General features: G+C 67.8%; 11 protein-coding genes. 1 reads left to right on the top strand and 10 read right to left on the bottom strand.

The annotated features are described in order from the left end of the window. Positions 1–41 precede the first annotated feature (41 nt). From CUR96_RS10600 to rsmA, 7 genes are all read right to left on the bottom strand, one after another. A complete protein-coding gene (locus CUR96_RS10600; RefSeq protein WP_102193282.1) occupies positions 42–1,163 on the bottom strand; it encodes a substrate-binding domain-containing protein in 1,122 nt (373 codons plus the stop codon). Positions 1,164–1,225: 62 nt separating this feature from the next. After that, positions 1,226–2,584 carry a multiple monosaccharide ABC transporter permease gene (gene mmsB / locus CUR96_RS10595; RefSeq protein ID WP_102193281.1) on the bottom strand — a complete coding sequence of 453 codons (1,359 nt, stop codon included), beginning with the start codon at positions 2,582–2,584 and terminating at the stop codon, positions 1,226–1,228. Beyond that, on the bottom strand, positions 2,581–4,122 hold the full coding sequence (gene mmsA, locus CUR96_RS10590; protein ID WP_102193280.1) for a multiple monosaccharide ABC transporter ATP-binding protein: 1,542 nt from the start codon (positions 4,120–4,122) through the stop codon (positions 2,581–2,583). Before mmsA ends, mmsB begins: the two co-directional genes overlap by 4 nt. A gap of 136 nt (positions 4,123–4,258) precedes the next feature. Further along, on the bottom strand, positions 4,259–5,272 hold the full coding sequence (locus CUR96_RS10585) for a LacI family DNA-binding transcriptional regulator (RefSeq protein WP_102193279.1): 1,014 nt from the start codon (positions 5,270–5,272) through the stop codon (positions 4,259–4,261). A gap of 138 nt (positions 5,273–5,410) precedes the next feature. Further along, positions 5,411–6,343, bottom strand: coding sequence for a 4-(cytidine 5'-diphospho)-2-C-methyl-D-erythritol kinase (locus CUR96_RS10580; RefSeq protein ID WP_102193278.1), 933 nt, complete (start codon positions 6,341–6,343; stop codon positions 5,411–5,413). 48 nt (positions 6,344–6,391) lie between these two features. Further along, a complete protein-coding gene (gene mgrA, locus CUR96_RS10575) occupies positions 6,392–7,459 on the bottom strand; it encodes an L-glyceraldehyde 3-phosphate reductase (protein ID WP_102193277.1) in 1,068 nt (355 codons plus the stop codon). Positions 7,460–7,482: 23 nt separating this feature from the next. Next, positions 7,483–8,367, bottom strand: coding sequence for a 16S rRNA (adenine(1518)-N(6)/adenine(1519)-N(6))-dimethyltransferase RsmA (rsmA, locus tag CUR96_RS10570; RefSeq protein WP_102193276.1), 885 nt, complete (start codon positions 8,365–8,367; stop codon positions 7,483–7,485). 36 nt (positions 8,368–8,403) lie between these two features. On the opposite strand from rsmA, the gene CUR96_RS10565 reads away from it, so the two are divergent. Beyond that, the gene (locus CUR96_RS10565) at positions 8,404–9,681 is read left to right on the top strand and encodes an MFS transporter (RefSeq protein ID WP_102193275.1); all 1,278 of its coding nucleotides are present in this window, start codon (positions 8,404–8,406) and stop codon (positions 9,679–9,681) included. Here the strand turns inward: CUR96_RS10565 and CUR96_RS10560 are convergent. The 3 genes from CUR96_RS10560 to CUR96_RS10550 all read right to left on the bottom strand — a co-directional run bounded on the left by CUR96_RS10560 (position 9,660) and on the right by CUR96_RS10550 (position 13,734). After that, positions 9,660–10,532, bottom strand: a complete 873-nt coding sequence (locus CUR96_RS10560; RefSeq protein WP_102193274.1) for a TatD family hydrolase — start codon at positions 10,530–10,532, stop codon at positions 9,660–9,662. The two genes, CUR96_RS10565 and CUR96_RS10560, sit on opposite strands and share 22 nt — an antisense overlap. A gap of 3 nt (positions 10,533–10,535) precedes the next feature. Next, on the bottom strand, positions 10,536–12,113 hold the full coding sequence (gene metG, locus CUR96_RS10555; RefSeq protein WP_102193273.1) for a methionine--tRNA ligase: 1,578 nt from the start codon (positions 12,111–12,113) through the stop codon (positions 10,536–10,538). 67 nt (positions 12,114–12,180) lie between these two features. Beyond that, positions 12,181–13,734 (bottom strand): molybdopterin-dependent oxidoreductase, encoded by a 1,554-nt coding sequence (locus CUR96_RS10550; protein ID WP_102193272.1) that lies wholly within the window; start codon positions 13,732–13,734, stop codon positions 12,181–12,183. Positions 13,735–13,786: the final 52 nt, after the last annotated feature.

The raw sequence follows: 13,786 nt of genomic DNA, 5'->3' as shown, positions 1-13,786 counted from the left end.
CCGAAGGTCCGGACGGCTCGCGCGTCCCCGAACGGAAGTCGTTACTGGTACGACTTCACGATCTCCAGAAGGCTCGGCACGTTGGCGTACGCCTCGGCTGCGTTCTCCTTCGTGACGATCAGCGGCTCGAGCAGGTACGAGTCGACGATCTTCTTGCCGTTGTCGTACGACTCGGTGTCGTTGACGTCGACGTCCTCGCCCTTCTGCAGCTGGCCGACCATCTTGATGGCCTGCTCCACGAGGAGCGCGGTGTCCTTGTTGATCGTGGAGTACTGGATGCCCTCCATGATCGACTTCACCGACTCGACCTCGGAGTCCTGGCCGGTGACGACCGGAACCGTCTTGCCGGCCTGCTGCACCGAGGTGATGATGGCGCGAGCGAGCGTGTCGTTCGGCGAGAGCACACCGTCGAGCGCCGTGTCGCCGCCATACGATCCGGTGAGGATCGTGTCCATGCGGTTCTGGGCGTTCTCAGCGAGCCAGCCCTCGGTCGCGGTCTGCGCGATCTCGGTCTGACCGGAGACGACATTGAGCGTGCCGTCCTCGATCTTCGGCTGGAGCACTTCCATCGCACCGTCGAAGAAGACCGCGGAGTTCGCGTCATCCGGCGAGCCGGAGAACAACTCGATGTTGTACGGCGCCTCGTGCCCGGCGCGCTCTGCCAGCCCGTCCAGCAGCGCCTGACCCTGCAGCTGGCCGACCTTGAAGTTGTCGAACGCGACGTAGTAGTCGACGGCCTCGGTGTTCTCGATGAGACGGTCGTACGCGATCACGTAGGCGCCGGAGTCCTTCGCCGCCTGCACCTGCGTGGCCAGCTGCTTGCCGTCCTTCGCGCCGATGATGATAACCTTCGCACCACCGGTCACCATGGCCTGGATCTGGTTCTGCTGCTCGGCGACGGTGTTGCTCGCCGGGGCGTACTGGACGTCGGCCTTGAACCCGGCCTCTTCCAGCCCGTCGGTGAACAGCTGACCGGCGAGCACCCAGTTCTCACTGGTCTTGTCCGGAAGCGCGACGCCGATCGTGGATCCGGCCTCGAATCCGGTCGTCTCCGTTTCGGTGCCGGCCCCGGTGTCGCCGCCGCCGCGCTCACCGGAGCAGCCGGTGAGGGCGAAGGCACTCGCGGCGACAAGCGCTGTCGCCGTGACGATGATCTTCTTCATGTGATCTCTTTCTCTTGTGTGCGACGGATGCCTTGCGCGTGTGCGCGACGCCAGGCGTCCGCCTACTTTCCGCGCGTCTTGTCGACGGCGGGGGCTTGGTAGGTCTGATTGGGCTTGAAGGTCTCGGTCTCCGCATCCTCCAGTCGTCCGCGACGACGGGTGAGGAAACCGATGAGAGACGGGCGACCCTGCTGCTTATTCCAGACGTCGATGGCGACCGCGAGCAGGAGCACGAGGCCCTTGATCATCGCGACGACGTCGGCTCCCTGACCGAGCAGCTGAAGGCCGTTGTTGAGGAACGCCATCACAAGGCCGCCGATGATCGACCCGATCACCGTGCCGATGCCGCCGGCGACCGCGGCGCCGCCGATGAACACCGACGCGATCGCGTCGAGTTCCCAGCCGTTGCCGTCACCGGGCCCGGACGCCTGCGAACGGGCGACGAAGATCATGCCGGCCAGCGATGCGAGCACCGACATGTTCATCATCACGAAGAAGTCGACCCAGCGGTCCTTGACGCCGGACAGGCGAGCCGCCTGCCGGTTGCCGCCGACCGCGAAGATGTGGCGGCCGAAAACGGTGTTGCGCGTGACGAAGGAGTAGATGATGACGAGTGCCAGCAGTATCAGGCCGGACACAGGGAAGCTCGTTCCCGGGCGTCCGGTGGCGAACAGCCAGCCGGCGCCGAGGATGACGGCCGAGAGCAGAGTGACCTTGGTCGCGCTCACCCAGACCGGTGCACGGTCCGAACCCATCTTCTTCTGGATGCGGCGCGTGCGGATCTCCCAGAAGATCACCCAGGCGACGCCGACGAGAGCGAGGATCATCGTGGGCACGTTGAAGTTCAGCGGCAGAGCCACCTCGGGCAGGTAGCCGGCCCCGATGTACACGAACTCCTCGGGCACGGGGATCGACTGCGAGTTGCCGATGAACTGGTTCGCTCCGCGGAAGAAGAGCATTCCGGCGAGCGTCACGATGAACGCCGGCACCCCGACGTAGGCGACCCAGAACCCCTGCCACGCGCCCACCAGCGCTCCGACGCCGAGTCCGAGCAGGATGGCGAGCGGCCAGGAGAGATTCCAGTCGGCCATCGCCTTCGCCACGATGATGCCGCTGAAGGCCGCCACCGACCCGACCGACAGGTCGATGTGGCCCATGATGATCACCATCACCATGCCGATCGCCAGGATCAGGATGAACGAGTACTGGTTGATGACATTGATGAGGTTGTTCGGCGTCAGAGTGGCGCCGTTCGGGTTCTTGATCATCGTGACCACCTGGAAGAACAGGATGATCACCAACAGGCTGCCCAGGATGCCGAACTGGCGCAACGACGACGTGCCGTTGCCGCCGAACATCTTGCGGATGTCGCCGAAGTGGAAGCCGCGCTTCTCGGTCTCGGTGGTCGTCGTGGTGCTCATGCGGATGCTTTCTGGGTAGCGGACGTCATGCTGCGCATGACCTCCTCCGGGGTGGCCTGGTCGGAAGGGATGCAGTCGGTGACCCGACCCTCGAAGACGGTGTAGATGCGGTCGGTGATGCCGAGGAGCTCGGGCAGTTCGCTGGAGATGACGATGACGCCCTTGCCCTGAGCGGCGAGTTCGTTGATGATCGCGTAGATCTCGTACTTCGCCCCGACGTCGATGCCTCGGGTGGGCTCGTCGAGGATGAGCAGATCGGGGTCCGTGAACATCCACTTCGCGAGGACCACCTTCTGCTGGTTGCCTCCCGAGAGCTTCGCCACGCCCTCCTCGACGGTCGGCGTCTTGATGCGCAGCGCCTTGCGGTAGCGCTCGGCGACGACGAACTCCTCCTGCTCGTTCACCACGCCCCGCCTGGCGATCTTCGAGAGCTTCGCCGACACGACCGAACGTTTGATGGTGTCGAGGAGGTTGAGGCCGAGCGACTTGCGATCCTCGCTGACGTACGCGAGTCCGTGCCTGATCGCGGTGGCGACGTCGGAGAGCACGACCTCCTGCCCGTCTTTGAACATCCGGCCGGAGAGGAAGGTGCCGTAGGAACGCCCGAAGATGCTCATCGCGAACTCGGTGCGCCCTGCGCCCATGAGCCCGGCGATGCCGACCACCTCACCGCGTCGCACGGTGATGCCCGATCCCTTGACGACCATGCGCTCGGAGACTGTCGGATGCTGCACCCACCAGTCCTTGACCTCGAAGAACACCTCGCCGATGTCGGGGGTGCGATCCGGATAGCGGCTCTCCAGCGAGCGGCCCACCATGCCGCGGATGATGCGGTCCTCATTGATCTCGCCCCGCGAGATGTCGAGCGTCTCGACCGTTCGGCCGTCGCGGATGATCGTGATCTCATCGGCGATCTGCTCGATCTCGTTGAGCTTGTGGCTGATGATGATCGACGCGATCCCCTTGGCCTTCAGCCCGAGGATGAGGTCGAGGAGGTGCTGCGAGTCGTTCTCGTTGAGCGCGGCCGTCGGCTCGTCGAGGATGAGCAGCCGGACGTCCTTGTTGAGCGCCTTCGCGATCTCGATCAGCTGCTGCTTGCCGACGCCGAGGTGCTTGATCGCGACATCCGGGTCCTCGCTGAGTCCCACGCGCGCCAGCAGCTCGAGGGCGCGCTGTTTCTGCGCCTGCCAGTCGATCTTGCCGAAACGGCGGATCTCATTGCCGAGGAAGATGTTCTCGGTGATCGACAGCTCGGGGATGAGCGCGAGCTCCTGGTGGATGATCACGACACCCGCGTGCTCGCTGGCGGCGATGTCCTTGAAGCGCTGCTCCTCGCCGTACAGCAGGATGTCGCCGTCGTAGGTGCCGTACGGGTACACCCCCGAGAGCACCTTCATGAGGGTCGACTTCCCTGCGCCGTTCTCGCCGCAGATGGCGTGGATCTCGCCGGACCTGACGGTGATCGACACATCGGCCAGCGCCTTGACTCCCGGGAACTCCTTCGTGATGCTGCGCATCTCCAGGATGGGGCCAGACACGACCGGCAACGTTGCTGTTGTGCTCACGGTTCTTTCCTCGCGACGGTGCGGTCACGTGCGATGTGACCGTTCACATTGAATTACATCGTCCACTTCGAACGAGCCTCTGTCAAGTCCAGACGGAGATTTCGTTTCGTTACCGTGATGCGGCCGACTCACGCACACGGAGCGCCGAATGCAGCTCGCCGAACGACGGCGGCGCCTCGCCACGGATCTGCGCGAGCAGGATCCGCACCGCGCGGCGACCCAGTTCCGGGAAGTCCTGGTGCACGGTGGTCAGCGTCGGCGAGACATGCGCCGCCACCGGGATGTCGTCGAACCCGACGACGCTCACGTCATCCGGCACCCGGACCCCGGCGTCCCGGAACCCGTGCATGAGTCCGATCGCCATCAGGTCGTTCGCGGCGAAGACCGCGGTGAAATCACGACGCCGCGCCAGTTCCTGCCCGGCGAAGTAGCCGAAATCGGCGGACCAGTCCCCCCTGATCGGCGGGAAGGTGGGCAGGTCGGCCTCACGGAGCGCCTCCAGGTATCCCCTCATCCGGGACTCGGCCTCGATCCAGTCCTGCGGGCCGGCGAGATGCAGGATCTCGCTGTGCCCGAGGGTGATCAGGTGCGTCGTCGCCGACCGCGCGCCGGCCACCTGATCGGCCGAAAGGCTCACGCCGTCCGAGCCGGAAGCCGTCTGCAGAGTGACGAAGGGCAGATCCACCGCCATCCCGCGCAGCACATGGAAGACGCGCACCTGCGGGGCGAGCACGACGATCCCGTCGACCTGCTCCCGCGCCAGCTGCCGCACGGCGTGCCCGATCGCCTCCGGCGTCGTCGCCGCGAGATTGAGGGTCGAAACCGAGTACCCCTCCTCGCGCGCAGCGTCCTCGATGCTCGCGATGGACGACGTCGGGCCGAACTCGCCGATCGTCGCCGACAGGATGCCGAGGGTGTTCGACCTGCTCGTCACCAGTGCGCGCGCAGCGAGATTCGGCCGGTAGTCGAGAACCGCGATGGCGTCGAGCACCTTCGCCTTCGTCTCGGGGCGGATGCTGGGGTGATCGTTCAGCACCCTCGAGACGGTCTGGTGCGAGACTCCGGCGAGACGCGCGACATCGCGGATGCTCGGCTGGCGGGCGCGCTCAGAGGGAGACGACATCACAGCCTCCTCGCGTGTGCACGGTCACATTCGTCTCATCATTATGTCGCGCACAAGACGAAAGCGCATCTGCGGTGCCTGCGGCACGCGGTCGCTCCGCGCGGGGGACGTCCGAGACCAACAACAGGCAGCGCGCCGTCAGGACATGATGCGCGCGCCTGCGACGGCGCCGTGCACGTGCAGCGGATCGCGCCCGGCCAGCCGCAGCGCTGACTGCACGTCCTGCGCGCTCTCCGGACCGTCGCACAGCAGCGCGACGGTGGGGCCGGAGCCGGAGACGATGCCGGCAAGCGCACCCGCGTCGATGCCGTCGCGGATCGTCTGAGCGAGGTCCGGCCGCTCGTGAACGGCCGCCGCCTGCAGATCGTTGTGCAGGCACTCCGCCAGCAGCGCCGGATCTCCCGACCGCAGCGCCTGCAGCACCGGGATGGGAACGTCGAGCGACACCGGAGGGTCGTCGGCGAGCGCACCCTCCTCGGCACGCAGCGCGTCCAGCCGCTGATACACGACCGGCGTCGACAGCCCTGCATCGCTCGTCACCAGCACCCAGTCGAAACGCCCCCTGGCGAGCGCGGGATTGAGCTGATCACCGCGGCCGGTGCCGACGGCCGTGCCGCCGTGCAGGGCGAACGGCACATCCGCTCCCAGGCGCGCGGCGAGTTCGTGCAGTCGGGCCGGTGACAGTCCGGTGCCCCACAGCGCGTCGCAGGCGACCAGAGCGGCCGCGGCATCCGCGGATCCCCCGCCCATGCCCCCGGCCACCGGAACGCTCTTACGGATCCGGAGGGCCACGCCACCCGCGTAGTCCGTCGCCGAGGCCAGCAGCTTCGCCGCTCGCATCGCCAGGTTCCGGTCATCGAGCGGAACGCTGTCCGGGTCGTCCACGCCCGAGACGGTCAGCGAGAAGTCGTCCGCGTGGTGCGCGATCACGTCTTCGTACAGCGACACCGCCTGGAAAACCGTCGCCAGCGCGTGGTATCCGTCATCGTGGCGCGCGCCGACACCGAGGTAGACGTTGATCTTGCCCGGTGCACGCACGTGCACGGCATCCGAGATGGCGGCGAAGCTCATGGCTGCTCAGCTCTCTGCGTCCGCGATCGGTGCGTCATGATCCCGAGCTCACAGCTCCGACGACTTCGCCCAGAGGTTCACGTCGACGGCGCCGGCGAGTTCGTCGATGCGCTCGAGTTCGACGGCGGTGAAGGCGGGACCGTTGACGGCGGCGATGTTCTCGTCGAGCTGCGATGTCCGCGATGCTCCGATGAGCGCGGACGTGACGATCGGGTTGCGCAGCGTCCACTGCAGCGCCATCTGAGCGAGCGACTGCCCGCGTTCTCGAGCGACCTCGTTCAGGGCGCGCAGCGTCTCGACCGCGCCGGCCGTGAGGGGGCCGTCCGGCAGCGAACCGCGCTGCTGCGCGCGATCAGCGGTGCCGTCGCCGAGGTACTTGTCGGTGAGCAGCCCCTGGGCGAGCGGCGTGAACGCGATGGCGCCGAGTCCGTTCTGCTCGAGCGTGTCGGTGAGGCCGTCCTCCACCCAGCGGTTGAGGATCGAGTACGCCGGCTGGTGGATCACCAGCGGAGTTCCGAGATCACGGGCCACGGCCACGGCGGCCGCCGTGCGCTCCGCACTGTACGACGAGATGCCGACGTAGAGCGCCTTGCCCTGCCGCACGAGGGTATCGAGAGCCCCGACGGTCTCCTCGATCGGCGTCACCGGATCGACGCGGTGCGAGTAGAAGATGTCGACGTGGTCGAGGCCCATCCTCGTCAGCGACTGCTCGGCGCTCGCGAGGATGTACTTGCGGCTGCCGAGGTCGCCATAGGGACCGGGCCACATGTCCCAGCCGGCCTTGGACGAGATGATCAGCTCGTCGCGGTACGGGCGGAAGTCCTCCGCGAAGATGCGTCCGAAGTTCTTCTCGGCGGAGCCGTACGGCGGACCGTAGTTGTTGGCCAGGTCGAAGTGCGTGATGCCCCGGTCGAAAGCGTGGCGCAGCAGAGCGCGCTGATTGTCGAGCGGGATGTTGTCGCCGAAGTTCCACCACAGTCCGAGCGAGATCGGCGGCAGGTACAGGCCCGACGAGCCGACCTGGCGGTACTCGAACTGCTCGTAGCGGTTCTCGGCCGCCGTGTACGGGCGGTGGAGTTCTGGAACGTCGGGGCGGAAGCGCGAAGACTCTGTCACCGTGCCAGGTTAGCGCCTGACCGTCAGCCCGCGGCCTGGGGCTGGTCGATCGCGGCGCGCTCGGCATGCTCGGCGTGCTGGGCGATGCGCTGGTAATCGTCGACGGTGAGGTCCTCACCGCGGGCCGTCGGTGCAACGCCGGCGGCGATCAGCACCTCGGATGCCGCGGCGGAGCTGCCGAAGATCCCGGACAGCGCCTGGCGGAGCATCTTGCGGCGCTGATTGAAGGCGGCGTCCACGATCGCGAACGTGCGCCGCCGCTCCTCCTCGCTGCCGCGGGCCGAGGCGGCACGGGCGAACCCGACCAGCAGGCTGTCGACGTTCGGCACCGGCCAGAACACCTGGCGCGAGACGGTGCCCGAGAGCCTCCAGTCGCCGTACCAGGCAGCCTTCACGCTCGGCGTGCCGTAGATCTTGGAGCCCGGCTTCGCGGCGATGCGCTCGGCGACCTCGGCCTGCACCATCACGACGCCGCGCTGCAGGTAGGTGAAGTTCTCGAGGAAGTGCAGCAGCACCGGCACGGAGACGTTGTAGGGCAGGTTGGCGACCAGCACGGTCGGCTCACCGGGGAGTTCGGTGATGCGGAGCGCGTCGGCGTCGACGACGGTGAGCATCTCCGGGGCGACGCCGTGCTCGGCGGCGGTCTGCGCCAGGCGCGCGGCGAGTCGGTGGTCGATCTCCACGGCGGTGACGGATGCGCCGGCTTCGAGGATGGCCAGGGTCAGCGAGCCCAGCCCCGGACCCACTTCCACGACGCGCTCCCCCGGCTGCACGCGCGCGGCCTGCACGATCTTGCGGACGGTGTTCGCGTCGACGACGAAGTTCTGTCCGAGCTTCTTGGTGGGGGTGACGTCGAGCTCGGCGGCAAGGCGGCGGATCTCGGTGGCGCCGAGCAGGGTGACGGTCATCCGTCCATTGTCCCCTACCGCCAGTACTCTTTGATGATGCCCTCTCTCGGTGACCTCATCGCGCCGCGCCGGATGGGGAAGGACTTCCGCTGGCTGCTCGCCTCGTCGTGGACGAGCAACATCGGCGACGGAGTCGCCCTGGCCGCCGCTCCCCTGCTGATCGCCTCCATGACGTCGTCCCCGATCCTGGTGGCGTCCGGTGCGATCCTCCAGTTCCTGCCGTGGCTGCTGTTCGGCCTGCACGCGGGCGCGATCGCCGACCGGTTCGACCGCCGCCGCCTGGTGATGTTCGCGAACGCGGCCAGGGCGATCGTGCTCGCCGCGCTCTGCGTCTTCCTCGTCACCGGCACGGCCAACATCTGGATCGTCTTCGCCGTCGCTTTCCTGTACGGCACGGCCGAGGTGTTCGTCGACACCGCAGGAAGCACGCTGCTGCCGATGCTCGTGAAGCCGGCCGATCTCGGTCTCGGCAACGCCCGGCTGCAGGCGGGCTATCTCGTCGCGAACCAGTTCGCCGGACCGCCGCTGGGCGCCTTCCTGTTCGCCGCAGGGACGGCCTGGCCGTTCCTGCTCGAAGTCGTCTGCGTGTCGCTCGCGGTGGTGCTGATCTCGCGGATGGCGAAGACTCCGGTGCCGCCGCGAGAGTCCGGCGCGCATCCTCCGGTGCACACCGACATCGCCGAGGGCCTGCGGTGGCTGTGGCGGAACCCGCCGGTGCGGATGCTCGTGCTGATCATCCTCGCCTTCAACATCACCTGGGCCGCGCCATGGGGAGTGCTCGTGCTGTACGCGACCGAGCATCTGCAGATGGGGCCCGTCGGCTACGGCATGCTCACCACGGCATCCGCCGCGGGCGGTCTGCTCGCGACGGTGAGCTTCGGCTGGCTGGAGCGGCACGTCTCGTTCGCCACACTCATACGCGTCGTGCTGTCGCTCGAGGTGCTCATGCACCTCGCCTTCGCCCTCACATCCGTCGGGTGGGTGGCCCTGGTGATCATGTTCGTCTTCGGCGCCTATGCGTTCGTGTGGGGCACGATCTCGACGACGGTGCGACAGCGACTCGTGCCGGCCGAGCTGCAGGGCCGGGTCGCCTCGGTGAACATGGTCGGCGTCTTCGGCGGCATGGTCATCGGCCAGGCGCTCGGCGGTGTGATCGCCCAGTTCTGGGGCCTCACCGCTCCCTGGTGGTTCGCGTTCGTCGGCGCCGCGATCACCCTGCTGCTGGTGTGGAAGCCGATCTCGCAGATCGTCAGCGCGAAGCCGGTCGAGGGCGCTGTCGGGGTCGACGAAGCTCAGTCCTCGAAGGAGCCGTAGACCGCGAGCGTGTTCGCCGCGACCTGCGTCGCCAACTCGTCGACGTCGATCCCGAGTTCCGCGGCCATGAAGCGCAGTGTGATCGGCACGAGGTACGGCGCGTTCGGCCGGCCACGCAGTGGCACCGGGGTGAGGAACGGTGCATCCGTCTCGATGAGGATGCGCTCCAGCGGCGTCACCTTCAGCGCATCACGCAGGTTCTGCGCGTTCTTGAAGGTGATGTTGCCGGCGAAGGACAGGTAGTAGCCGGCATCGGCGCACGTCCGGGCCATCGCGTCGTCGCCGGAGAAGCAGTGGAAAACGGTGCGCTCCGGGGCGCCGACGCGGACCAGCGTCTCGAGCACCGCCTCGTGCGCGTCACGGTCATGGATCTGCATCGCGATACCGTGCTTCTTCGCCAGCGTGATGTGCGCCTCGAACGAGGCGAACTGCGCCGCATGGCCCTCCGGGCCGGTGCGGAAGAAGTCCAGTCCCGTCTCCCCGATAGCCCGGGCACGCGGGTGAGCTGCGAGTTCGTCGATCGTCGCGATGGCCGCATCGAGCATGCCGTCTGCGGCATATGCGGGTGCGTCATTGGGATGGATCGCGACGGCGGCCAGCACGCGAGGATCGGATGCCGCCGCATCCACCGCCCACTGCGAGGATTCGATGTCGCCGGACGCCTGCACGACGCCGACGATGCCGACGGCCTCGGCACGGTCGAGTTGCTCGGTCAGCGAGAGCGGCTCATCGCCGTCGACGATCTCCAGGTGGGCGTGATTGTCGTACACCGGCACAGCGAGCGGCTCGGGAGCCGCGGGGTACCGAAGGTCCTTGCGTCCGTCGCCTGACCTCTGCTGCACGTAGGCCATGGCTCAGGCGGTGGACTCCACCCGCGGGAACAGCGGGGCAAGACTGTTGACGCCGGTACCGGGCCGAAGGATGCCCCAGCTGCCCGCCTCGCGGATCGGCTGATCCTCGATGCGTCCGAGCGTCTCGGCGGCGCCGAGCGCGATCCAGAGCTTCTGGGTGGCCTGCGGCATCACGGGCGAGAGCAGCACCGCGAGTGCGCGCAGACCCTCGGCACACGTGTACAGCACGGTGCCCAGGCGCGCGCGCTTGTCCTCGTCGCGGGCCAGCGCCCACGGCTCGTTGTCGGTGATGTAGCCGTTGAGCGCATCCACGATCGTCCAGATCGCCGAGATGGCCTCGTCGATGCGGAACTGACCGACCGCGGCATCCGCTGCCGTCGCAGCATCCGCGACGATCTTCTGGATCGCGAGATCCTGCTCCGTGTACTCCGCGGCCGACGGCACGATCCCCTCGAAGTACTTCTCGATCATCGCCGTGGTGCGCGAGGCGAGGTTGCCGAAGCCGTTGGCGAGCTCGGCCTGGTAGCGGGCCGACAGGTCTTCCCAGGAGAACGAGCCGTCCTGTCCGAAGGCGATCGCGGAGAGGAAGTAGAAGCGGTACGCGTCCGAGCCGAAGACGTCGGTGATCTCGGTCGGCGCGATGCCGGTGAGCTTCGACTTCGACATCTTCTCGCCGCCGACGAGCAGCCAGCCGTGCGCGAAGACGCCCTTGGGCACCTCGAGACCGGCGGCCATCAGCAGCGCCGGCCAGATCACGGCGTGGAAGCGGAGGATGTCTTTGCCGACCACGTGGTACGCGGGCCAGCGGCGGTCGAACGTCTCCTGGTCGGAGCCGTAGCCGATGGCGGTGGCGTAGTTGAGCAGCGCATCCACCCACACGTAGATGACGTGCGACTCGTCCCAGGGCAGCGGGATGCCCCAGTCGAACGTGGAACGCGAGATGGAGAGGTCCTTCAGACCCTGGCTCACGAACGAGACGACCTCGTTGCGCGCCGAATCCGGCCGCACGAAGTCCGGCTGGGTCTTGTAGAGCTCGAGCAGGCGGTCCTGGAACTCGCTGAGCTTGAAGAAGTAGTTCTTCTCCTGCAGCAGCTCCAGCGGCTTGGAGTGGATCGCGCAGACCTTCAGGCCCTCGAAGGGTCCGGTGCCGTCGACGATCTCGGACTCCGGCTTGAACTCCTCGCAGCCGACGCAGTAGAGCGCCTCGTACTCTCCGGCGTAGATGTAGCCGCGGTCGTACAGCCGCTGGAAGAACGTCTGCACGTTGGTCTCGTGCCGCTCCTGCGTGGTGCGGATGAAGTCGTCGTTGGCGACGTCGAGCGTGTCGAGCAGCGGGAACCACGCCTCGCTGACGAGCTTGTCGACCCATTCCTGCGGGGTGACGTTGTTCGCCGCGGCCGCGCGCAGCATCTTCTGCCCGTGCTCGTCCGTTCCGGTGAGCATCCAGGTGTCATCCCCCGCCTGGCGATGCCACCGTGCAAGGGTGTCGACGGCCACCGTCGTGTACCCGTGGCCGATGTGCGGCACATCGGAGGGGTAGTAGATGGGCGTGGTGATGTAGAACGATTCGCCTGCGGGCATGCGGACAATTCTAGGCGGGATGCCGGGGGTGGTTACGCGCCGCGTGGCGCAGTGCCCTCTGCGTCGCTCACGCGACCGACACGGAGATCCGGTGCCATCCCTGCGCGCCGTCCGGGGCCGGAGCGGCACGGTCCTGGGTCTGGGTCTCTCCTTTGGAGCTGACGGCCCGGCACTCGATCTCGTGACTGCCGATCTCCGCGGTCCACGGCACGCTCCACTGGACCCAGGTGTCGTCCGAGATGGCGGTCGCGAGCGTCGCCGGCCGCCACGGACCGCCGTCGATGCGCACCTCCACGCCGTCGACGCCGACATGCTGCTGCCACGCCATCCCGGCGATCACCGTGTCACCCCGGTCGATCCGCCGCCCCTCGCGGGGGACGTCGATGCGCGATTGGAGCTTGATCGGTCCGCGAGCGGACCAGCCGCGGGTCGTCCAGTACGCGTCGGCACGGTCGAAGCGGGTCACCTCGAGCTGCGTGACCCATTTGGTCGCGGAGACATAGCCGTAGAGCCCTGGGACGACCATCCGCACCGGGAATCCGTGCACGACGGGCAGCGGTTCGCCGTTCATCCCGATCGCGAGCAAGGCGTCGCGCCCGTCGGTGAGCGCCTCCAGCGGTGTCGACGCCGTGAACCCGTCGACCGAGGTCGAGAGGACCATGTCGGCGTCGTCCGCGACGCCGGCGCGAGCGAGCAGCTCCCGGATGGGGTGTCCCAGCCAGCGGGCGTTCCCGATCAGTGAGCCGCCCACGTCGTTCGACACGCAGGCCAGCGTGACATCCGTCTCCTGCATCGGCAGCGCGAGCAGTTCGTCCCAGGTGATCACGAGCTCACGATCGACCATGCCGTGGATGCGCAGCGACCAGTCCGCCGGGTGAACCTGCGGGACGACCAGCGCCGTGTCGATGCGATAGAAATCGTGGTTCGGCGTCACCACCGGTGCCAGACCGGGGACGTCCAGCTCGGCTCCGGCCGGGATCGGTGCGGCGGGACTCTGCGCAACGGGGAGCCGAAGCGCCTTGCGCACGGCCTCGATGGAGCGGGATGCTCCGTGTGCGACGTTCGCGGCGACGAGCGCGACCACTCCGACGACCGCCGCGGCTCCTGTCCAGATCAGGAACCGACGACGATCGATCTCGTCGGCCGTCCCGTTCGCAGGAGCGGCCAGTCTGGACTCGGGGCGCAGGCGCCGGATGAGCATCCGCAGCGCCACGATCGCTGCGGCAGCGGCGACGGCCGACGGCGCCCACGAGAAGGCACCCGCACCGGTGCGCGTCATCGCGATCGCCGCCCCGACGACGCCGATGGCGCCCACGATCACGGCGCCCGCGCCGGCGCGCCGCCGCTCCAGAACGCCGGCCGTCGCGGCGATCACGGCGAGCACCACCGCGATTCCGATCAGCAGGGCCGCCTTGTCGAACGTGTCGAACAGGGCGATGGCAAGGTCCTTCGCCCAGCTGGGCGCGAGGTCGATCAGCGCGCCGCCGACCACGGCGAACGGGCTCGCGGCCGGCAGGAACAGCGCAGCGCTCAGCTCGCCGAGCCCGGCGCCGAACGCGGCGGCGGCGAGTCCGGCGGCCGCCGCCCGGTACCCGTCACGCCTCGCGATGCCCTGCGTCATGACCTGAGCGTAGCGCCGACGGCGACCGTCGGGCCTGTTGGCCCCCGTCGGC

The sequence above is a fragment of the Microbacterium aurantiacum genome, assembly GCF_002872075.1.
GTDB classification, from domain to species: domain Bacteria; phylum Actinomycetota; class Actinomycetes; order Actinomycetales; family Microbacteriaceae; genus Microbacterium; species Microbacterium aurantiacum_A.
The sequence above is the reverse complement of the archived record's forward strand: the minus strand, read 5'-3'. Positions and strand labels throughout refer to the sequence as shown.

Bases quoted from the DNA above. Each gene is read 5' to 3' on its own strand.
- CUR96_RS10560 (WP_102193274.1), bottom strand. From the start codon at position 10,532: ATGGCCTACGTGCAGCAGAGGTCAGGCGACGGACGCAAGGACCTTCGG.
- mmsB (WP_102193281.1), bottom strand. From the start codon at position 2,584: ATGAGCACCACGACGACCACCGAGACCGAGAAGCGCGGCTTCCACTTC.
- rsmA (WP_102193276.1), bottom strand. From the start codon at position 8,367: ATGACCGTCACCCTGCTCGGCGCCACCGAGATCCGCCGCCTTGCCGCC.
- CUR96_RS10565 (WP_102193275.1), top strand. From the start codon at position 8,404: ATGCCCTCTCTCGGTGACCTCATCGCGCCGCGCCGGATGGGGAAGGAC.
- CUR96_RS10580 (WP_102193278.1), bottom strand. From the start codon at position 6,343: ATGAGCTTCGCCGCCATCTCGGATGCCGTGCACGTGCGTGCACCGGGC.
- CUR96_RS10585 (WP_102193279.1), bottom strand. From the start codon at position 5,272: ATGTCGTCTCCCTCTGAGCGCGCCCGCCAGCCGAGCATCCGCGATGTC.
- metG (WP_102193273.1), bottom strand. From the start codon at position 12,113: ATGCCCGCAGGCGAATCGTTCTACATCACCACGCCCATCTACTACCCC.
- CUR96_RS10600 (WP_102193282.1), bottom strand. From the start codon at position 1,163: ATGAAGAAGATCATCGTCACGGCGACAGCGCTTGTCGCCGCGAGTGCC.
- CUR96_RS10550 (WP_102193272.1), bottom strand. From the start codon at position 13,734: ATGACGCAGGGCATCGCGAGGCGTGACGGGTACCGGGCGGCGGCCGCC.